Raw genomic sequence first — 18,237 nt, forward strand, 5'->3', positions numbered from 1 at the left:
TTTATCGGTAGCTTACTGTCGTTAGCTTTAAGCCACGCTCATACCGGAGGACACTATGTCAGCCAAGACTCTCGCGCTAATTGAAGAGCATGATGTTAAGTGGGTAGATCTACGTTTCACCGACACCCGCGGTAAAGAGCAGCACGTCACCGTGCCTGCCCGCGATGTGGACGAAGAGTTTTTCGAGAACGGTCAGATGTTTGATGGCTCCTCCATCAACGGCTGGAAAGGCATTAACGAATCCGACATGATTTTGCGTCCGGAAGACGGCACTGCCTACCTCGACCCGTTCACCGAAGACGCTACGCTGGTGCTACGTTGTGACATCATCGAGCCGGCGACCATGCAGGGCTACGATCGTGACCCACGCTCTATTGCCAAGCGTGCTGAGGCTTACTTACAGTCAACCGGTCTTGGCGACACCGCTTTCTTTGGTCCGGAGCCTGAGTTCTTTATTTTTGACGAAGTTCACTGGAAATCCGACATCCAGGGCGCCATGTACAAAATCACCTCTGAAGAAGGTGCATGGGCCACGGATAGCCAGGTAGAAGGCGGCAATTTAGGCCACCGCCCGCGCGTTAAAGGCGGCTACTTCCCGGTTCCGCCGGTAGACAGCTTCCATGATATCCGCGGTGCGATGTGTAATACCCTGGAGGCCATCGGCCAGTCGGTAGAAGTTCATCACCACGAAGTATCTAATGCCGGTCAGAACGAAATCGGCGTTAAGTTTAATACGCTGGTGAAGAAAGCCGACGAAGTGCAGGAAATGAAGTACGTGATCCACAATGTGGCGCACGCCTACGGCAAAACCGCTACCTTCATGCCAAAACCGCTGGTTGGCGATAACGGCTCTGGTATGCACGTTCACCAGTCGTTCTGGAAAGACGGTAACAACCAGTTCGCAGGTGATGAGTACGCGGGTCTTTCCGAGATGGCGCTGTACTATATTGGCGGTATCATCAAGCACGCCCGTGCACTGAACGCCTTCACTAATGCCTCTACCAACTCTTACAAGCGTTTGGTACCGGGCTTCGAAGCGCCGGTCATGTTGGCTTACAGTGCCCGTAACCGTTCGGCGTCGATTCGTATTCCGTATACGGCCAGCCCGAAAGGCAAGCGTGTTGAAACGCGCTTCCCTGATCCGACGGCTAACCCGTACCTGGCCTTCGCAGCGATGCTGATGGCCGGTATCGACGGTATCAAGAACAAGATCCACCCTGGCGATGCCATGGACAAAAATCTCTACGATCTGCCGCCGGAAGAAGGTAAATCGGTACCCACCGTGGCGAGCAGCCTGGATCAGGCGCTGGAAGCGCTGGACACCGATCGTGCATTCTTGACCGAAGGTGGCGTGTTCACCGACGAAATGATCGATGCCTACATCGAACTCAAAATGGAAGACGTGGAGCGTATTCGCATGACCACGCACCCGGTTGAGTTTGATATGTACTATAGCTGCTAAGAACAGCTGCTAATCTCACCTATGTGGTGCTGATAAGCCTAAACCCCGCCACGGCGGGGTTTTTTTGTTTAGGGGGACGCATGTGGCGCAAGGCGTTAATGAGGCAGGCTAGGGTGTACTGGGTAGCTGGCTTTGCTCTGCTGTTGGCGGCGGTGGCCGTGAACACGGCAGCCTCGTCGACGGTTTACCGAGCCGTGGATGAAAACGGCAACGTTACCTTTTCCGACACGCCAAGTGGCGGTGGCGAAGCGCTAGAGCTTGCCCCGCTGCCTGGATTGCCAAGCCAGTACGCGGATAGGCAAGAAAAGCCGCCTGCCGCCACATCGCCAGGTCAGCCCTTTATGCCCTACGATCGCTTTCAGATTCGCTCGCCTAGCGCGGGTGCTGAGGTGGACGCTAACACACCGGTGACGTTGAGTATTGCGCCTCAGCTTCGCGATGATCATCAGGTACAGCTACGCGTTAATGGCGAGCTTAGCCAGTCGGCGCTGCATAGCAATGTGTTCTGGCTGGCGAACCTGCCCGCCGGTCGGCATCAGCTTCAGGCGGAGCTATTGGATAGCCAAGGGCGTCGCCAGCATCGCACAACAGCGGTGACAATCGAAGTGGCAGATTAGCGCGAATGCGCCATTATGGTGCATAAGAAATCGGTGAGGGCACTGACCTGCGCTAAAACGGCACGCCATGCACCGCTACGCGGCGCAAGTGCCGTGCAGATCAGCGCGGAGGCATATTTGGCGCGCTTTTTGCAGTTCCCTCTACATCTTTCCAGCGGAAGGCTGAACCAAGATAATGGATGAGGCGACTTTGCAAGACATCACCATGCACCAACGTTTACTTGAACACCTTACGACGGCGGTGCTACTGCTGGATGGACGGCTTAACGTGTGCTGGATGAATCCCGCCGCTGAGGCGTTGCTGGCGGTTAGCCTGAGCCGTGTGCAAGGCATGAGCCTCGACGGGCTGCTGGGCGGTGATGAAAGCATTGATGACGTGCTGGCCAAGGCCCGGGATGCGTTTCATCCCTTTACCCAGCGCGAGGCGCGCATTACGCCGCTGAATAGTGAGACGCTGACCGTCGATTATACGGTGACGCCGCTCTCCGAGACGGAGTTATTGCTAGAGGTCGAGCCGCGTGATCGGCTGATGCAGATTTCCCGCGAGGAAGCGCTAACCACTCGCCAGGAAACCATCAAGGTACTGGCCCGCGGCCTCGCCCACGAAGTGAAAAACCCGCTGGGCGGCATTCGCGGGGCGGCGCAGTTGCTGGAGCGCGATCTCGACAACCCGTCGCTGCGCGAATATACCCACATCATTGTAGAAGAGGTCGACCGGCTGCGGGATCTGGTGGATTCCATGCTGGGCCCGAACTACATCGTCAAGCACGAGCCGGTCAACATCCACAAGGTACTGGAACGTGTTCGTTCGCTGTTGATCGCCGAGCACCCACACGTTGATATCCAACGCGATTACGACCCCAGCCTGCCGGATTTATCCGGTGATGAATCCCAGATGATCCAGGCGGTATTGAACGTGGCGCGCAATGCGGTGCAGGCGATGAGCGATGCCCAGACTCAACAGCCGACGCTTGTGCTGCGCACCCGTGCGCGTCGCCAGTTCACCCTGGGAGCCGAACGACATCGCCTGGTTAGCGAAGTAGGCGTGATTGATAACGGCCCCGGCATTCCCAGTGCGCTGCAAGAAACCCTGTTTTATCCGATGGTGTCAGGCCGCGCCGAAGGTAGCGGGCTTGGCCTGTCAATCGCCCAATCCATTTTGCACCAACATCAAGGACTGATCGAATGCGACTCACGCCCCGGACACACCGAATTTCGTCTATTGATTCCATTGGTTATTAATTCCACCGGAGAAGCGTCATGACTGAGCCTGCCCGTAATGATGTTGCGCGGGTCGTCATTGTTGACGATGATCGCGCGATTCGCTGGGTACTTGAACGCGCGCTGGCGCAACCCGATCTTGAGGTTGAATGTATCGAACGGGCCGACACAGCCCTTTCGCGCTTGCTCGAAAGCCCGCCGGATGTACTCGTCACTGATATTCGCATGCCGGGGATCGATGGCCTGGATTTAATGGGGCGTGTGCGTGAGGCGCACCCCGATTTACCGGTCATTGTGATGACCGCGCACTCCGATTTGGATAGCGCAGTGGCCTCCTATCAAGGCGGTGCATTCGAGTATCTGCCCAAGCCATTTGACGTTGATGAGGCCCTGGCTTTGGTGCGCCGCGCCATTGCGCATGCCCGTGAACGTCAGCGCCCGGTCAGCGTGCCAGAAGGGCTCAATGCGGAAATTATCGGCGAAGCGCCCGCCATGCAAGAGGTGTTCCGCGCGATTGGGCGGCTTTCTCACTCGCACATTACCGTACTGATCAACGGCGAATCAGGCACCGGTAAAGAGCGTGTTGCCGAGGCGCTACACCAGCACAGCCCCCGCCAAGGCAAGCCTTTTATTGCGCTGAACATGGCGGCGATTCCGCGTGACTTGATCGAGTCGGAGCTGTTCGGCCACGAGAAGGGGGCGTTTACCGGTGCGACGTCGCAGCGCCAGGGCCGCTTTGAACAAGCCAATGGTGGCACGCTGTTTTTAGATGAAATTGGCGATATGCCCGCCGAAACGCAAACGCGTTTGCTGCGTGTACTGGCCGACGGCGAGTTTTACCGGGTGGGGGGGCATACGCCAACGAAGGTCGATGTGCGCATTATCGCGGCCACCCACCAGAACCTTGAGTTACTGGTAGAAGATGGACGCTTCCGTGAAGACTTGTTCCACCGTCTAAACGTTATCCGCATTCACTTGCCGAAGCTTGCCGAACGACGCGAGGATATTCCGCGGCTGACGAGTCATTTCTTGGCCGAAGCGGCCAAAGAGCTGTCCACCGATATCAAAGTATTAACCCCTGAAGCCGAAGCCCACCTCACGCGCTTGCCCTGGCCGGGCAATGTCCGGCAGTTGGAAAACATCTGTCGCTGGCTGACGGTGATGGCCTCGGGGCGCGAAGTGCTGGTGGAAGACCTGCCGGCGGAGTTGCGCTCATCTAGCGCCTCGGAAACCAGCGCCTACGGTGATTGGCGTAGCGCGTTTCGTGATTGGGCAGACAACGCGCTGGCAGAAGGGCATACCCATCTACTGGAAGAAGCAGTGCCCGATTTTGAGCGAATTTTAATCGAGACAGCCCTTAAACATACCGGTGGTCGCAAAGGGGAAGCCGCTGAATTGCTGGGTTGGGGGCGAAATACCCTTACCCGTAAGCTGAAAACGCTCTTACCCGCGTTAGCGGACGAGTAGCCGCCGGCATATAAAAGTCGCCGGCGCTATGCGCCTTCTTTCTTCAGACGCTCAATTTCAGCGAGAAGAGCGTTAGCTTCTTCCGTAAGGGTGGCATTAGCTCGCATGTCGCCGTTACGGGAGGCTTCCATAGCGGCTTGCAGCTTGCGTTCGTAGGCTTGCTGTAGCTTCTTTTTGGGGTCGCGCTTAAATGGGCCAAACATGGACGCTCTCCTTTTGTGTGTACATGCTTTGTACACCTATTGGGCGCGCTTGTCGAATGTTTTGCTTAGCGACGAGAACAAGCAATCGTACTGGCGTGCAATACGGCGCTGCAGCGTGTTAAGAAGGCATCGAAGTCGCTGAGTAGGGTGTCCAGGCTTTCGTGGAGCCGGTGGTCATCATCCACCATGCGCAACGATAGGCGCTGCCGCTCAGCCCATTCAATAACCGGGCGGTGGGGAATTACCTCGTCCTGCCAGCCGTGAATAATGTGGGTGCAATGGGCTTGGAGGGTGGGGGAGGTTTCGGGGTAATGCGCCAACCCGAGTGCTGGGGCCAATAAAAAGCAGCCCAGGACGGGCTGCTGTGAACTGACCGCCGCGCTGAGCCAGCCGCCTAGGCTTGAACCGGCAAAAACACAGCGCTCAGGGTTGTCTCCCCTGGCCGAAAGCGTCGCCAGCAGGTGCTGAAGGCGTTGTGGCGGCTCGGGTTGATTACGGTAATCCATCACGACGGCCTCGCAGTCGTCGAGCTTTTCGGCAATGCCCTTTAGCGCCTGCATTTTTAGCGCGCCGGGGCCGCTTTCTAAACCATGTGATAGGTAAACCGTTAGCATAATCTCGTTAACTCGCTGATTTTTGGATGGCTTCTCCACCTTGCTCGATGTCTTCACCCGCACCGCGCATGGTGTTGCAGCCGCTCACTAACAGTAAGATGGTAATGCTAATAATGCCAAGGGCCGTCAAGCGTTTCATAGAAGCCTCCTTTCAGGCGGGTCACCCCTTCGTGGGGTATTAGCTAGATTAGCAAACGTTAGCTATTTAGCGACACCGCTAGTATGTACCTCTTTTGCCATATCACCATGCTGTTTTGTCGCATGTGCCATTACGCTACATGTTTTGTGTGCCACTGGGAGGGACAGGTCGCCTAATTTATTTTATCTAAGTATATGTTTTAAAAGATTAATAATTTTTATCGACGTGTTTGGCCCGGGGCGTGCTTTATTTGGTTTGTATGCGAGATGTCATGAAAAATTGTGTTATTCGCATCCAATGTCACTGTTATTTAAGTTGCAGGTCAAATGAGTAGTGAAAGAATGCCGTTAAAGAAAGTTGCTCGAAGTTGGAAGGTAAGGTTGGAAGGTAACGCAGTAAGAAGGTAGTAAAGCAGTAGAAAGGTAAAGCGGGTGAGGAGAGTGTCGTTACATCAAAAGGAAGGCAGGACGCCATTTGGTAAATAACGGAGCATTCAAAGGAATTGGCACTCTCCGCTTTAGCGCCAGGACGCGCTAAACATCGACGCCAAGGAATGGCAACGATGCGAAATTACCACTTTGTTTCGGCAAAGTGGTTTTTTTGCGTCTCAATCTTCGTGCTGCGGCCGGTTTGTCCCTTGGACGCATAACATTGGTACAGCTAGGCTGTATGTTTTGGTCTATCCTATGAGTTAAATGATATCAGCGGTTAACAACGACGAAGTCAATAACGTCAGTAAAGCCGCAGACTCACAGGGACAAGCATATGACCATGGGATTGATGTTAGGCATGTTTGTGCTGTTTTCAGTTTTTTCCGCCGTTGGGGTGTACATGGCGATCAAGACGACGCTCACCCCCCTGATGGATGACCGAGACGACCTGCCACCGCAATGGTAAGGCTGTTACGCCATTTCATCCCATCACGGCCAGGTCTTAGCTCTTCCAGCGCCCTTTGCCGCGATCAGGCACCATACGCCCGAAATAGAGTAAGCCAAATGCGAGCCACCCTACGGTTAACAGGCTGGCAAAAATAAGCACGGCTAAGGCGCCAAATTCGGCAATCAACGGCAAGGCGGCGGCTGTAAACAGCCCACCTCCCACAATCGGTTCAAACATCAGCTGTTTATAACCAAAACTCTCTAGTGCGCCAGACTCATTTTTCGGGTCTGCCATGCGCATCAACAGTAGGCCGGTCACGGTGACCCCCATTGACTGGCCAAAATCACCTACTCCACGTTCAAACCAGTTTTCAGGGATAACGCGGGGAGCAATCACAATGAGTACGAATAGCCCCCAGGCAATCCCCGCTACAGCGAGTAGCAGGAAGGGGAGAAAGTAATCTCCCAAGGTGGTGAGTGAAAGGGTGGCGAGTGCTGCCACGATGGTAAAGTCCAGCGCGGTGCCTGCAATGCGCGACATGGTGCGGCTAGACACATGGCGGTGTAACTCAAACCGCATCACCACCAGTTGAACGATGACGCCACCGATCATGGCGATAGGGAACAGAGGAACGTGAGCAAGAACTTCTAAGCCTCCATCGCGAGCCCAGGTGACTTGCTCAATCCACTGTAGCCCAGACAGAATTAGCCAGCCGATCAAAATGGCGATGCCCACTAAGCCGATATGCAGACTTAGTGGGTCCGTCGTACCCGACTCTTGCACCAGATCTTTTTTGAACTCGCTGAACTCTTCAGTGGAAGGTCGCTCGTCTTCATGCATTAGCTCGTCCGGGTCATCAGCGTGCTGGCTCTCATCCTTAAGGTGGATGATCCCGCGGCGCGCGGCAATATTGATCAGTACAGTGCCAATCAACACCCCCGCTACAATACCTACTGTTGCCAAGCCCAGGGCAAGATCCGCCCCCTCTTCAAAACCTAGCTCTTCAAAGGTGTCGGCCATGCCAGCCGCTGTACCGTGACCGCCCTCAAAGCCGATTTCGATTAACGCACCCACCATGGGGTTCATGTTGAACACCGGTACCAATACCAGCAGTGCCAGGCTCAAGCCGACAACATATTGGCCCCACGCCATTGTTTGGCCGACCACCACTTGTGGCCCCGCGCGCAACCAAATAGTGCGTAAACCGGGGATTGTTTTACCAATAAACAACGCCGCGAAGACAACATTAATCAGCAAGCTTGGCAGCGCTGCCCAGCTCTCTTGCACATAGGCAGGAAACAGACCAGGGCTCTCTTCAAAAAAACTAGGCAGAACGCGACCCAGCACATCTGGGCCCATCACTAACAGCAGTAAGCCGCCAATGACCGAGCTAGGCAGGAAGAGTCGTCTTAACCAGGGAAGCCATAGTCGCAGAGCATTGCTGGCTAAAAGAACTAATGCAATGGTGACTAGCGCGATAAATAATTCACCCACCGTCATAGTCATCTCATCACTCCTTGATGCAGGCACACCGCTATTAACGCCAAGCGGGCGCATTCAAAAAGACAGGGTTGAATTAACCAAAGTGGTTAGTGACTATTTACGCGAAAACCAGTCGGGGTTACCCCATCCAATAGAGGCTTGCCAAGGCAAAAGCGCATCCCAACGCGGCACCCGCTAACACGTCGCTGACATAGTGCAGGCCCAGGCCGACTCGGGATATCGCAATTAGCACCGATAGGGGGATGACCACAGGCAATAACCACGGCGTGTGGGCGGCCACCAAGATGCTAAACATCACTGCGTGCATGGTATGGCCGCTGGGGAAACTGTAACGGTCGCGGGCCGGTTCACAGCACTCAATGCCTGCACCGTAAGTAATAAAGGGACGCTCACGGCATAAGCGGGTTTTTACCAATCGGTAAATCGCTATGGCGACGCTGGCGATCACCGTGTACTGCATGACCCGCCAAGCACCATTAGGCTGAAGCCAGGGTTGCGCCATAATCAGCAGCACCCAAATCGGCCAATCGCCCAAGCGGCTGGCGGCCTGCAGGGTGAGTCGCCAGGGACGATAGAGCGACAAACGCGACACGCGCTGGCAAAACTGCCATTCCAGCAAATCAAGACGGTCGAATACGACGAGGGGACGGGGTCGCATGATAAGCCTCCTGGGCCTTTAGAAGATAATGAAGGAACTGCTGGGCGATGCCCGACCAGTTCTGTTCAAGTGCTCTCAAGCGGGCCAGGCGACTATATTTTGCGTAGTCCGCCGGGTGCTGACATAACGACACCGCGGCTTGGCAAAATGCCGCTGGATCGTCGATGGGTACGGTGATGCCGTTGTAGCCGTTTTGAATCAGCTCGGCGCTGGCCGCGTGGCGGTAAGCCACCACGGCTAATCCGCTTGCCATGGCTTCGCTAACCACATTTCCCCAGGTTTCAGACAGCGATGGAAAGATAAACAGGTCGGCGCTTGCGTAATGTTGGGCGAGCGCGTCGGGGTCAATAAAGCCAGTAAAATGCGCATCGGGAAGCGCATGTTCAAGCTGAGCTCGCGCGGGCCCGTCGCCAACGATAACGTGTGCCATGTCGGGGCGAACGTTGCGCATGGCGTGATAGGTTTCCTGTAGCAGTGCTAGGTTTTTCTCAGCGGCGAGTCGGCCTACATACAGCGCCACCGGCTGATGGTCGTTAACCCCCCAGCTACGCCTTAATTCAGGGTCTCGGTGGGTAGGAGAGAAGCGCTCCCCATCGATACCACGTGACATGACTTGAACGTCGTTGATACCTTGCTGGCGAAGCTGGCGGGCCTGAAGATGAGTGGGCACCAGCGTTAACCCACAGCCATTGTGGAAATAGCGTAAGTAGCGGCGGGTCGCTGAGGCGAGCCAGGGGACGCCGTAATCGCCGCAGTAGTGGTCAAAATTGGTGTGCCAGCCAGCGACCAAAGGGATGCCCAGCCGCCGGGCGGCCTGGCGGGCCGACCAGCCCAGCGGGCCCTGGGTGGCGAGGTAAATCACATCGGGGCGATTCGCTTTCCAGAACTTGCGCAGGGTTGCGGGGCGACAAAAGCCCACCTGAACCTCGCGGTAGCCAGGTATTGAACAGCGGGGCACCTGTAACTCAGCACGGACCAGGGGAGCTTTGGCCGCACAAGCGGGTTTCGGCCGGATGACATCGATGTCGACCTGGTGATGCGCCAGCTCCCGGCTGAGTCGGCTCAGGGTGTGCGCGACGCCGTTGATTTCCGGAGCCCATGTTTCGCTGACGATGCAAAGCCGCATGTTCCATTCGCTCTTTCATCCATTTGCGCCAGTGTGGCTGGTGCGCATGACACAGCCGAGACAGCCTGGTGAATAAGCGATGACAGGCGATGATTCATGACCCAATCACTGAGAATGGAGAGTAGACGATGACATCCACCGTATTAATTACCGGCGCCAACCGGGGTGTTGGGTTGGCACTTGCTGAGCACTACGCTGAAGCGGGCTATCGAGTGCTAGGGGTTTGCCGGCAGTCCTCAGAAGCACTTGATCGTGTGGCCGATCAAGTGGTTGAGGGGATTGATATCACTCAGCCTGAGGACGTTGCTAGGCTTGCCGGGGCGCTTGAGGGCCAGACGTTGGATCTGCTCATCAACAATGCCGGCCTGTTGCGCGATGAGTCGCTGGGCAGTATTGATTTCGACAGTATACGCGAGCAAATGGAAATCAACGCTTATGCACCGCTGCGTGTTACGCAGGCTCTATTACCTCACCTTAACAAAGGCAGTAAGATTGCCAATATCACCAGCCGGATGGGCTCAATTGCGGATAACGATTCGGGCGGCCGTTATGGTTATCGGGCGTCTAAAGCAGCGCTCAATGCGTTTGGCAAATCGTTGGCGATGGACTTGAGACCGCGTGGAATTGCCGTGGCTCAGTTGCATCCCGGCTATGTGCAAACGCGCATGGTGAACTTTGGGGGGTTGATCAGCCCTCAAGACGCCGCGTTGGGCATCGCCGCCCGCATTGACGCGCTAACGCTCGACACTAGCGGTGGGTTTTGGCATAGCAATGGCGAGTCACTCCCCTGGTGAGGGCGTGCGGGGTGGGCGTGAGTTCTTGCGCTCACGCCTGCGCTGTTTTGCTAGCGCATTGCCATTCGCCAGCTCGACCAGGTAAGTAATTTCTTCTTCGCTAAGGGGTTTTCGCGGTTGGTTAGCCATTATTGTCACCGTTAGTCAGGCCTTTAATGGCACGCTACCGGTCAACCATGACATTGATATGAACGCCGCCCTAGCGCTGTGCTTTCACCGTAGTGGCCCAGGTCAATGCAAGGGCATGCTGGACCACTGACAGCACTGCGCTAATGCATGTTTTCATTCATCAATGATGCTTTCAAAGCCCCCAAAGATGAGTCGCTTGCCATCAAACGGCATCGGGTTAACGTCCATCTCTAGGCGCGGATCCTGCATGACTTTGGGCATAGCCTCATCGCGCACGGCGCGGGATGGCCACTCTATCCAGGAGAAGATGATGCTTTCGTCATCCCTGCGCTTGACCGCCATGGTGAAGGAGGTCACTTCTCCTTCGGGGACATCGTCTCCCCAGCACTCCACGACCCGCAGTGCGCCGTGCTCCTTGAAAACAACGGCCGCGGCACGGGCATGCTCAATAAATTCCGCTTTATTAGCGGTGGGCACGGCAGCGACGAAACCATCAACATAAGGGTGTGTAAGCTCGCTCATGGCTGTTCTCCAGGTTCTTTTTTTGGTTCTGCTTTAGGGGGAAGTTCTCGAACGGGGCGTACCTCAATGCTACCCAGCCTGGCGGGTGGGATGCGGCTAGCCAGCTGCAGCGCCTCATTCAAGTCGTGGGCTTCAAGCAGATAGAAGCCTGCCAGTTGCTCTTTGGTTTCTGCGAAGGGGCCATCGGAGATTAACGTCTCGCCATCGCGCACGCGTACGGTGGTTGCCGTCTCCGTTGGTTGTAATGGCTGCCCGGCCAGGTAGTGGCCGCTGGCGCTCAGACGCTCTACCCCGGCGATGCACTCCTGATTAAGGTCTTGCCATGCCTGTTCGCTCATGGCGTTGATGAGTTGTTCCTGGTAATACACCAGCGCAACGTACTTCATGGGTTACCTCCTTCACTTGCCAGTGGGCAGTGTTCCGTCGATACGTTGATCATCCACTGAATGCCAAAGCGGTCGGTGGCCATGCCAAACCCTGGTGACCAGAAGGTCGCTTCGAACGGCATGGTAATCTTTCCCCCCTCTGCTAGCTGGGCAAAGGTTCGGGCGGCCTGCTCGATATCCTGATACTCCAATTGAACCTCTACCCCTTGGGGTGGTGTATAGCAGTCACCCGCCATATCCGCGCCCATTAAGCGACGACCCCGTAGGTTCAGTGATGCATGGATGATGCGGTCGTGGAGTTCCGGTGGTGAGTGTTCAGCGGCGGGTGTTTCAGCATAGGTCAACAGGCACTCCAGCTGCCCGCCGGTCACGTCGGCATAGAACTGCATGGCTTCACGGCAGGTGCCGGGAAACGCGACGTGCACGTTCATGGCATCCGGTACACGAGCGAGGGTACGGTGCTGCTCGAGACCAGCACCGGGCTCGAAATCCTCCAGTGAGAAGTAACGCCGTAGCTCTAGGGTGACGTTGCCATCGGCATCCTGGGTGGGCCACTGCTGGGCCCACTCAATGGCCGCCTGCAGGGACGGGGCTTCGAGCACGCTGTAACCGGCAATACGCTCACTGGCTGGAGACAGCGGCCCGGGGATGAGGGTGGGCTCACCATTCTCGAAACGGATCAGGCACCCTTCGCTGGTCGGATGTAAGCCGTCGCCGCTCAAAAACACGCCTGCCTCGGTCATTCGCTGGTTATAAGCGGCCATGGCGGCGAGCATGTCCTGAGATGGCATAGCGCCATTTTCGGTGTTGGCATCGGCGCGGCGTATCAGCATGAATTTCATTGAGAGTCCTTTTAATGTGATGGTAGATACTCTCTAGACGTTTGGTGTGTCCATAAATCGACAGGCTCGGTCACTTTTTTATGGTGAATTTTCCAGCTCGGCCAAGCGGCTGATTAGGAAGCGCTTTTCTGGGGCCTGGGTGGCCAATTGCAGCGCCTGGTGATAGGCACTGCGCGCGGCTTCATGCTGACCTTGGCGACGCAGTAAATCTGCTTTAGCGGCATAAAATAGATGATAGCGGCTGATTTGCGGATGATGCGCGATGTCGTCGAGTAATTTCAGGCCGGTATCGGGAGCACCGTTCATGGCAATGGCGACGGCGTAGTTCAGCGTCAGGATTGGCGATGGAAAGCGTCGGCATAGGGCATCGTAGAGCCTCACAATGCGTGCCCAGTCGGTCTTATCGGCGCGGCTGGCCTTGGAATGCACGGCGGCAATCGAGGCCTGAAGGGTATAGTAGCCGAGCGGTGTTAATGCCAATGCCTGTTCTAGCCATTCGATGCCGGTGGCAATCTCCTCTTGATGCCATAGGCGGCGATCCTGGGCTTCCAGCGTCATCAACTCGCCGGCGCTATTTTGACGTGCATCCCGGCGGGCATTATTGAGCAGCATCAGCGCCATTAGCCCAAATACTTCGCCCCGTGGCAGCAGTCTTGCCAGCTCAGCGCCAAGCCGTAATGCCTCGCGGGCCAGGCTGATATCGACCACCGCAGTGCCCATGCTGCTGGAGTAGCCTTCGTTGAAAACTAGGTAAATCACTTGGAGCACATCGGGTAGGCGCTCGGGGAGTTCTTTCTGGGCAGGCACCGTATAAGGGATATGCGCATCGCGAATTTTACGTTTGGCCCGTACGATACGTTGGGCCAGCGTCGTGGGTTTCATCAGCAGTGCGCTGGCCACCTGCTCGGTGGTCAACCCGCACATTTCGCGTAGGGTCAACGCAATGCGGGCTTCTATACTCAGGCTTGGATGGCAGCAGGTGAAGAGAAGCCGCAACGAGTCGTCTTCAATAGCGGCATCGTTGATCTCCAACGCCTCTTCAATAGGCAATAGCATGTGGGCCCGTCGGCGGGCGGTGCTGCGCTGACGAATTTGATCAATCCCACAGTGATAGCCGGTACGAATCAGCCATGCTTGGGGGTTGTCAGGCTCACCGCTCACGGGCCATTGTTGGACAGCCGCAACGAAAGCGTCCTGCATGGCTTCTTCGGCAAGCTCGAAATCTCCCAACAGGCGAATCAACGTCGCCTGAACGCGCCGGGAGTAAATACGATACAGCGAGTCGAGGGCAGAAGGCTCGATACTCATGGCCGAAAGTCCATGGGTGGTCCTCACACAGGGTTAAAAAATCAGCTAGGCGTCAATTTCACTTTCTCAAACGTAGCCTATGATGACCCTGTTGACTGACTATTTCCCTGAACTGACGGACTCAATCCCCGGTGCGCTGCCCTGTGGTGCTGTTGAAGGGGTGTAAGGCGTCGCGGGTAACGTAAAAGCGCAGCGTTTCCCCCTCGGCGACCGGCGGCTGGCCGGATACGCGAATCACCGTGGGTTGGTCGCTGTCGGCAAGGTTCACATATAGATGGCTTTCGGCACCGGCGGCTTCAAATAACTGTAGGGTTGATTCAACGATTAAATGCTGGCCTGCCGGCGGGGCCAGGTGCATGTCATCCGGGCGAATGCCGACGATGTCGGTGCCCTCGGGCAGGTTATCCAGCAGGCCGTTGGCGCCGCGAGCGTGCAGGTACTCGACCGGCACCATGTTCATGGCCGGTGAGCCGATAAAGCCTGCCACGAACATGGTCGCGGGGCGTGCGTAGATCTCCATGGGCGTGCCCACTTGCTCGATCTGACCGGCGTTCAGCACCACCAAGCGGTCGCCCAGTGTCATGGCTTCCAGCTGATCGTGGGTGACATATAGGCTGGTGGTTTTCAGGCGCCGTTGTAGCTGTTTGATCTCCACGCGCATTTGCACGCGCAGTTTGGCGTCCAGATTGGAAAGCGGCTCGTCGAACAGAAAGGCGGCGGGTTCGCGCACTAGCGCACGGCCCATGGCCACCCGCTGGCGCTGGCCGCCGGAGAGTTTGCGCGGTTTGCGATCCAAAAACTCTTCTATCTCAAGCATTTCGGCGGCAACTTGCACACGTTTTTCAATCTCGTCCTTGTTAAAACCGCGGTTTTTCAGCCCATAGGCGAGATTGTTGTACACCGTCATATGCGGGTAGAGCGCATAGTTCTGGAACACCATGGCGATATCGCGCTCGGCGGGTTCGAGCTTATTGACCACTCGGTCGCCGATTTTGAGCGTGCCCTCGGTGATGGTTTCAAGCCCCGCCACCATGCGCAGCAGGGTGGATTTACCACAGCCTGATGGCCCTACCAGCACCACGAACTCACCGTCATGCACCTCAAGGTCCACGCCTTTGACTGCCTGAACGTCACCGCTATAGGTCTTCTTCAGCCCTTCCAAGGTAATACTCGCCATCTTATTTCTCCGTCTCGGTCAGGCCTTTCACAAACAGGCGTTGCATAAATAGAATGACTAACACTGGTGGTAACGCCGCCATGACCACCGCCGCCATAATAAGGTGCCATTGGGGATTCTCCTCGGCGGTCATGCGCTGGATACCCATGACGATGGTGTAGTAATCGGCGTCAGTGGTGATCAGCAGCGGCCACAGGTACTGGTTCCAGCCGTAAATAAACATGATGACGAACAGCGCAGCGATGTTGGTGGTCGACAGCGGCAACAGAATATCCTTGAAGAACTTCAGCGGGCCTGCGCCGTCCACGCGCGCCGCTTCGAGCATTTCCTCGGGAACGGTCATGAAAAACTGGCGAAATAGGAACGTGGCCGTGGCCGAGGCGATCAGCGGGATGGATAGGCCGGCAAAGCTGTTGAGCATGCCGAGATCGGCGACCACCTGGTAGGTGGGCAGAATGCGTACCTCAACCGGCAGCATCAGGGTGATGAAAATCAGCCAGAAGAAAAACACCCGAAATCGAAAGCGGAAATAGACAATCGCAAAGGCCGATAAAATCGAAATAAATAGCTTACCGATGGTGATCGCCAGCGCCATGATCACGCTGTTGAGAAGCATGGTGCCCGCTGCGGGCGCCCCGGCGCGGGAAATGCCGGTTTGCCACATGGTGGTGTAGTTATCGATGCCGTTCCCGCCAGGCAGCAGCGGCAGGGTGCCGCGTAAAAATTCACCGGGCTCCTGGGTCGAGGCGACGATGGCGATGTAAACCGGCAGCATCACCAGGGCGACCCCCAAAATCAGAATCGTATGGGCAAAGAAATTGCTCCAGGGGCGGTTTTCTACCATCACAATACTCCAGAGGGCAGCCTCAGTAGTTGACGCGCCGCTCAATAAAGCGGAACTGGATAATGGTCAGCACGACCACAATGGCCATCAAGATCACCGATTGAGCGGCGGATGAGCCCAGATTCAGACCTACGAAGCCATCGGCATATACTTTATAGACCAGCGTATTGGTGGCCTGAGAGGGGCCACCTTCGGTGGTGGCGTGAATGATGCCGAACGTATCGAACATTGCGTAGACCACGTTCACGACCAGTAAAAAGAAGGTGGTGGGCGACAGCAGCGGGAATACCACGGTCCAGAAACGCTTCAAGGGACTGGCCCCGTCAATCGCCGCCGCTTCAATCAGCGACTGTGGAATCGACTGCAGACCGGCGAGGAAAAACAGGAAGTTATAGGAAATTTGCTTCCAGGCGGCGGCGAAGATAACCAGCATCATGGCGTCGTTGCCTGACGTGCGGTGGTTCCAGCGGTAGCCGACCATATCCAGCAGGTAGGGCACGATGCCTATCGAGGGGTTAAAGATAAACCACCACAACACCCCGGCAATCGCGGGGGCGATCGCATAGGGCCATACCAGCAGTGTGGTGTAGGTGCTTCGCGAGCGAATCATGCGGTTGACCGTCGTGGCCATCAGCAGCGCCAGCCCCATCGATATCAGCGTGGTGCCCACCGCAAAGACGGCGGTCACTGAGAGCGAATTAAGGTAATCGCCATCGCGGAACAGCCGGGCAAAATTTTCAAGGCCTACAAACGTGGTCTTGATGCCAAAGGCATCTTCGCGAAGTAGCGACTGATAAAGCGCTTGACCCGCTGGCCAGATAAAAAAGATCAGCGTGATAATGACCTGGGGGGCGAGCAGGGCGTAAGGCAACCAATGGCCCGGAAAAGTCATGCGTTTGGTTTGCATGGGCAGCTCACATCAAACAACGCATCGCCGCCCGCAGTTTCTGCAGGCGGCGATGTTGGCGTTGGCGTTACTGGTTGGAAGACTCGAAGTCGCGCAGTAAATCGTTACCCCGGCGAACGGCGTCATCAACAGCTTCTTGCCCATCTTTGTCGCCGGACAGCACCGCTTCAAGCTCTTCTGATACCCGGTCACGGATCTGCACAAAGTTGCCAAAGCGCAGGCCTTTGGAATTTTCCGTGGGCTCGTTGAGGGTCATCTGCTTAAGCGAAATATCGCTGCCGGGGTTTTCCTCGTAATAGCCCTCATCTTTGCTCAAGTCCCAGGCGGCCTGGGTAATCGGCAGATACCCGGTGCGCTGGTGCCAATCGGCCTGGACCTCGGGCTGCGAGAGGTATTCGAAGAACGCGGCAATCGCGGCGTATTCTTCATCGCTGTGGCCTTGCAGTGCCCACAGGGTGGCCCCGCCGATAATCGAGTTCTGTGGCGCGCCGTCAACATCATCGTAGTAGAGCTGCATACCATAACCGACGTCGAATTCGGCGTTGGCCATTACATCCGCACGCGAGGATGACGAGCCAAAGAACACGGCGCACTCGCCGGAATAGAACAGCGGTTCGGCGTCATCGCCAGCGCCTGGTCCACCCCAGCGGAAGATATTGTCATCTTCCCAGGTTTTAAGGTTGTCCCAGTGGCGGGCGACGGTTTCATTGTTGAAGTTGAGCTCGGTGTCGAGCCCGCCAAAACCGTTTTCCTTGGTGCCAAGCGGCAGGTTGTGCATGGCCGAGAAGTTTTCAAGCATCACCCAGCTAGGCCAGGAAGTGGTAAACCCACATTCGGCCGCATCGGATTCAAGAATCTGTTCCGCTGCCGTTTCCATTTCCTGCCAGGTTTCCGGTGGCTGGTCGGGGTCTAGGCCTGCTTCCTCGAACACCTCACGGTTGTAGTACATGATGGGCGTTGAGGAATTAAACGGGAACGACAGCATGTTGCCGTTGGTGTCGGTGTAGTAGCCGACCACGGCGGGTAAGAACGCTTCGCGGTCGAAGGGACGCCCATGCTCTTCCATCAACTCGTGAACCGGGTAGATAGCTCCTTCCGCGCTCATCATGGTGCCGGTACCCACTTCGAATACCTGCAAAATATGCGGTTGTTCGTTGGCGCGGAATGCGGCGATGGCACCCGTCATGGTTTCCGAGTAGTTACCGCGATAGCTGGGGTTAATGCGGTACTCGTCCTGGGATTCGTTAAAGTCCTCGGTAATCTCTTCGAGAATTTCACCGAGCTGGCCGCCCATCGCGTGCCACCAGCTAATTTCAGTAGCGGCGTTGGCAGACAAACTTAGGCTAGCAGTGGCTACACCCACGGCGAGGCTTTGCAGCGTAAAGCGTGGCATGACATCTCCTTGTGGGCCTGAATGCAATCAGGCAGGGCAATGCATT

At 56.3% G+C, this 18,237-nt stretch carries 21 protein-coding genes; 6 read left to right on the forward strand and 15 right to left on the reverse strand.

Annotation, left to right across the window (positions count from 1 at the left end; translation table 11 throughout):
• Positions 1–55: 55 nt before the first annotated feature.
• The 4 genes from glnA to ntrC all read left to right on the forward strand — a co-directional run bounded on the left by glnA (position 56) and on the right by ntrC (position 4,767).
• Entirely contained in the window at positions 56–1,462 is a 1,407-nt protein-coding gene (gene glnA, locus CPH17_RS13800) for a glutamate--ammonia ligase (RefSeq protein ID WP_074397788.1), read from the forward strand.
• Between the two features lie 80 nt (positions 1,463–1,542).
• Positions 1,543–2,079: a DUF4124 domain-containing protein gene (locus CPH17_RS13805; protein WP_231896475.1), complete on the forward strand. Its 537-nt coding sequence runs from the start codon at positions 1,543–1,545 to the stop codon at positions 2,077–2,079.
• A gap of 205 nt (positions 2,080–2,284) precedes the next feature.
• Complete coding sequence (glnL, locus tag CPH17_RS13810) at positions 2,285–3,343, forward strand: nitrogen regulation protein NR(II) (protein ID WP_074398582.1); 1,059 nt, start codon at positions 2,285–2,287, stop codon at positions 3,341–3,343.
• Positions 3,340–4,767, forward strand: coding sequence for a nitrogen regulation protein NR(I) (gene ntrC / locus CPH17_RS13815; RefSeq protein ID WP_074397787.1), 1,428 nt, complete (start codon positions 3,340–3,342; stop codon positions 4,765–4,767). Before glnL ends, ntrC begins: the two co-directional genes overlap by 4 nt.
• A gap of 26 nt (positions 4,768–4,793) precedes the next feature.
• Here ntrC and CPH17_RS19975 read toward each other — a convergent pair whose 3' ends face one another.
• The 3 genes from CPH17_RS19975 to CPH17_RS13825 all read right to left on the reverse strand — a co-directional run bounded on the left by CPH17_RS19975 (position 4,794) and on the right by CPH17_RS13825 (position 5,723).
• Positions 4,794–4,970: a DUF6435 family protein gene (locus CPH17_RS19975; RefSeq protein WP_156524136.1), complete on the reverse strand. Its 177-nt coding sequence runs from the start codon at positions 4,968–4,970 to the stop codon at positions 4,794–4,796.
• A gap of 65 nt (positions 4,971–5,035) precedes the next feature.
• The gene (locus CPH17_RS13820) at positions 5,036–5,584 is read right to left on the reverse strand and encodes a YqiA/YcfP family alpha/beta fold hydrolase (RefSeq protein WP_096299915.1); all 549 of its coding nucleotides are present in this window, start codon (positions 5,582–5,584) and stop codon (positions 5,036–5,038) included.
• A gap of 7 nt (positions 5,585–5,591) precedes the next feature.
• Entirely contained in the window at positions 5,592–5,723 is a 132-nt protein-coding gene (locus CPH17_RS13825) for an entericidin A/B family lipoprotein (RefSeq protein ID WP_096299918.1), read from the reverse strand.
• 771 nt (positions 5,724–6,494) lie between these two features.
• On the opposite strand from CPH17_RS13825, the gene CPH17_RS20400 reads away from it, so the two are divergent.
• Positions 6,495–6,620: a hypothetical protein gene (locus CPH17_RS20400; protein WP_269457706.1), complete on the forward strand. Its 126-nt coding sequence runs from the start codon at positions 6,495–6,497 to the stop codon at positions 6,618–6,620.
• Positions 6,621–6,656: 36 nt separating this feature from the next.
• Here the strand turns inward: CPH17_RS20400 and CPH17_RS13830 are convergent, their stop codons facing one another.
• The 3 genes from CPH17_RS13830 to CPH17_RS13840 all read right to left on the reverse strand — a co-directional run bounded on the left by CPH17_RS13830 (position 6,657) and on the right by CPH17_RS13840 (position 9,889).
• A complete protein-coding gene (locus CPH17_RS13830; RefSeq protein ID WP_096299920.1) occupies positions 6,657–8,108 on the reverse strand; it encodes a sodium/glutamate symporter in 1,452 nt (483 codons plus the stop codon).
• A 115-nt stretch (positions 8,109–8,223) separates the two neighbouring features.
• Positions 8,224–8,763 carry a phosphatase PAP2 family protein gene (locus tag CPH17_RS13835; RefSeq protein ID WP_074397783.1) on the reverse strand — a complete coding sequence of 180 codons (540 nt, stop codon included), beginning with the start codon at positions 8,761–8,763 and terminating at the stop codon, positions 8,224–8,226.
• A complete protein-coding gene (locus tag CPH17_RS13840) occupies positions 8,726–9,889 on the reverse strand; it encodes a glycosyltransferase family 4 protein (protein ID WP_096299922.1) in 1,164 nt (387 codons plus the stop codon). The genes CPH17_RS13835 and CPH17_RS13840 overlap by 38 nt, the downstream gene beginning before the upstream one ends.
• A 128-nt stretch (positions 9,890–10,017) precedes the next feature.
• On the opposite strand from CPH17_RS13840, the gene CPH17_RS13845 reads away from it, so the two are divergent.
• Positions 10,018–10,683 (forward strand): SDR family oxidoreductase, encoded by a 666-nt coding sequence (locus tag CPH17_RS13845; protein WP_096299924.1) that lies wholly within the window; start codon positions 10,018–10,020, stop codon positions 10,681–10,683.
• On the opposite strand, the gene CPH17_RS19980 is transcribed toward CPH17_RS13845, so the two are convergent.
• From CPH17_RS19980 to ugpB, 9 genes are all read right to left on the reverse strand, one after another.
• Positions 10,669–10,812 carry a hypothetical protein gene (locus tag CPH17_RS19980; protein ID WP_156524135.1) on the reverse strand — a complete coding sequence of 48 codons (144 nt, stop codon included), beginning with the start codon at positions 10,810–10,812 and terminating at the stop codon, positions 10,669–10,671. The two genes, CPH17_RS13845 and CPH17_RS19980, sit on opposite strands and share 15 nt — an antisense overlap.
• Positions 10,813–10,965: 153 nt before the next feature.
• Positions 10,966–11,334 carry a DUF1428 domain-containing protein gene (locus tag CPH17_RS13850; RefSeq protein WP_074397780.1) on the reverse strand — a complete coding sequence of 123 codons (369 nt, stop codon included), beginning with the start codon at positions 11,332–11,334 and terminating at the stop codon, positions 10,966–10,968.
• Positions 11,331–11,720 carry a YciI family protein gene (locus CPH17_RS13855; RefSeq protein WP_074397779.1) on the reverse strand — a complete coding sequence of 130 codons (390 nt, stop codon included), beginning with the start codon at positions 11,718–11,720 and terminating at the stop codon, positions 11,331–11,333. Before CPH17_RS13855 ends, CPH17_RS13850 begins: the two co-directional genes overlap by 4 nt.
• Positions 11,717–12,562: a YciI family protein gene (locus CPH17_RS13860; protein ID WP_074397778.1), complete on the reverse strand. Its 846-nt coding sequence runs from the start codon at positions 12,560–12,562 to the stop codon at positions 11,717–11,719. Before CPH17_RS13860 ends, CPH17_RS13855 begins: the two co-directional genes overlap by 4 nt.
• 78 nt (positions 12,563–12,640) lie before the next feature.
• A complete protein-coding gene (locus CPH17_RS13865) occupies positions 12,641–13,870 on the reverse strand; it encodes an RNA polymerase sigma factor (protein WP_074397777.1) in 1,230 nt (409 codons plus the stop codon).
• Between the two features lie 121 nt (positions 13,871–13,991).
• Entirely contained in the window at positions 13,992–15,047 is a 1,056-nt protein-coding gene (locus tag CPH17_RS13870) for a sn-glycerol-3-phosphate import ATP-binding protein UgpC (protein ID WP_096299926.1), read from the reverse strand.
• Between the two features lies 1 nt (position 15,048).
• Positions 15,049–15,891: a sn-glycerol-3-phosphate ABC transporter permease UgpE gene (ugpE, locus tag CPH17_RS13875; protein WP_027337570.1), complete on the reverse strand. Its 843-nt coding sequence runs from the start codon at positions 15,889–15,891 to the stop codon at positions 15,049–15,051.
• Positions 15,892–15,913: 22 nt separating this feature from the next.
• Positions 15,914–16,798: a sn-glycerol-3-phosphate ABC transporter permease UgpA gene (ugpA, locus tag CPH17_RS13880; RefSeq protein WP_027337571.1), complete on the reverse strand. Its 885-nt coding sequence runs from the start codon at positions 16,796–16,798 to the stop codon at positions 15,914–15,916.
• Between the two features lie 67 nt (positions 16,799–16,865).
• A complete protein-coding gene (gene ugpB / locus CPH17_RS13885) occupies positions 16,866–18,191 on the reverse strand; it encodes a sn-glycerol-3-phosphate ABC transporter substrate-binding protein UgpB (RefSeq protein ID WP_096299928.1) in 1,326 nt (441 codons plus the stop codon).
• Between the last annotated feature and the right edge of the window lie 46 nt (positions 18,192–18,237).

The sequence above is a fragment of the Halomonas sp. hl-4 genome, from assembly GCF_900215475.1.
Taxonomy (GTDB): domain Bacteria; phylum Pseudomonadota; class Gammaproteobacteria; order Pseudomonadales; family Halomonadaceae; genus Vreelandella.

Excerpts from the sequence above, each read along its gene's own strand:
- CPH17_RS20400 (WP_269457706.1), top strand. The coding sequence starts at position 6,495 with ATGGGATTGATGTTAGGCATGTTTGTGCTGTTTTCAGTTTTTTCCGCC.
- glnA (WP_074397788.1), top strand. The coding sequence starts at position 56 with ATGTCAGCCAAGACTCTCGCGCTAATTGAAGAGCATGATGTTAAGTGG.
- CPH17_RS13870 (WP_096299926.1), bottom strand. The coding sequence starts at position 15,047 with ATGGCGAGTATTACCTTGGAAGGGCTGAAGAAGACCTATAGCGGTGAC.
- ugpA (WP_027337571.1), bottom strand. The coding sequence starts at position 16,798 with ATGCAAACCAAACGCATGACTTTTCCGGGCCATTGGTTGCCTTACGCC.
- CPH17_RS13820 (WP_096299915.1), bottom strand. The coding sequence starts at position 5,584 with ATGCTAACGGTTTACCTATCACATGGTTTAGAAAGCGGCCCCGGCGCG.
- ntrC (WP_074397787.1), top strand. The coding sequence starts at position 3,340 with ATGACTGAGCCTGCCCGTAATGATGTTGCGCGGGTCGTCATTGTTGAC.
- CPH17_RS13865 (WP_074397777.1), bottom strand. The coding sequence starts at position 13,870 with ATGAGTATCGAGCCTTCTGCCCTCGACTCGCTGTATCGTATTTACTCC.
- CPH17_RS13860 (WP_074397778.1), bottom strand. The coding sequence starts at position 12,562 with ATGAAATTCATGCTGATACGCCGCGCCGATGCCAACACCGAAAATGGC.
- CPH17_RS13825 (WP_096299918.1), bottom strand. The coding sequence starts at position 5,723 with ATGAAACGCTTGACGGCCCTTGGCATTATTAGCATTACCATCTTACTG.
- ugpB (WP_096299928.1), bottom strand. The coding sequence starts at position 18,191 with ATGCCACGCTTTACGCTGCAAAGCCTCGCCGTGGGTGTAGCCACTGCT.
- CPH17_RS13845 (WP_096299924.1), top strand. The coding sequence starts at position 10,018 with ATGACATCCACCGTATTAATTACCGGCGCCAACCGGGGTGTTGGGTTG.
- CPH17_RS13805 (WP_231896475.1), top strand. The coding sequence starts at position 1,543 with ATGTGGCGCAAGGCGTTAATGAGGCAGGCTAGGGTGTACTGGGTAGCT.
- CPH17_RS13855 (WP_074397779.1), bottom strand. The coding sequence starts at position 11,720 with ATGAAGTACGTTGCGCTGGTGTATTACCAGGAACAACTCATCAACGCC.
- CPH17_RS19975 (WP_156524136.1), bottom strand. The coding sequence starts at position 4,970 with ATGTTTGGCCCATTTAAGCGCGACCCCAAAAAGAAGCTACAGCAAGCC.
- ugpE (WP_027337570.1), bottom strand. The coding sequence starts at position 15,891 with ATGGTAGAAAACCGCCCCTGGAGCAATTTCTTTGCCCATACGATTCTG.
- CPH17_RS13850 (WP_074397780.1), bottom strand. The coding sequence starts at position 11,334 with ATGAGCGAGCTTACACACCCTTATGTTGATGGTTTCGTCGCTGCCGTG.
- CPH17_RS19980 (WP_156524135.1), bottom strand. The coding sequence starts at position 10,812 with ATGGCTAACCAACCGCGAAAACCCCTTAGCGAAGAAGAAATTACTTAC.
- CPH17_RS13830 (WP_096299920.1), bottom strand. The coding sequence starts at position 8,108 with ATGACTATGACGGTGGGTGAATTATTTATCGCGCTAGTCACCATTGCA.
- glnL (WP_074398582.1), top strand. The coding sequence starts at position 2,285 with ATGCACCAACGTTTACTTGAACACCTTACGACGGCGGTGCTACTGCTG.
- CPH17_RS13840 (WP_096299922.1), bottom strand. The coding sequence starts at position 9,889 with ATGCGGCTTTGCATCGTCAGCGAAACATGGGCTCCGGAAATCAACGGC.
- CPH17_RS13835 (WP_074397783.1), bottom strand. The coding sequence starts at position 8,763 with ATGCGACCCCGTCCCCTCGTCGTATTCGACCGTCTTGATTTGCTGGAA.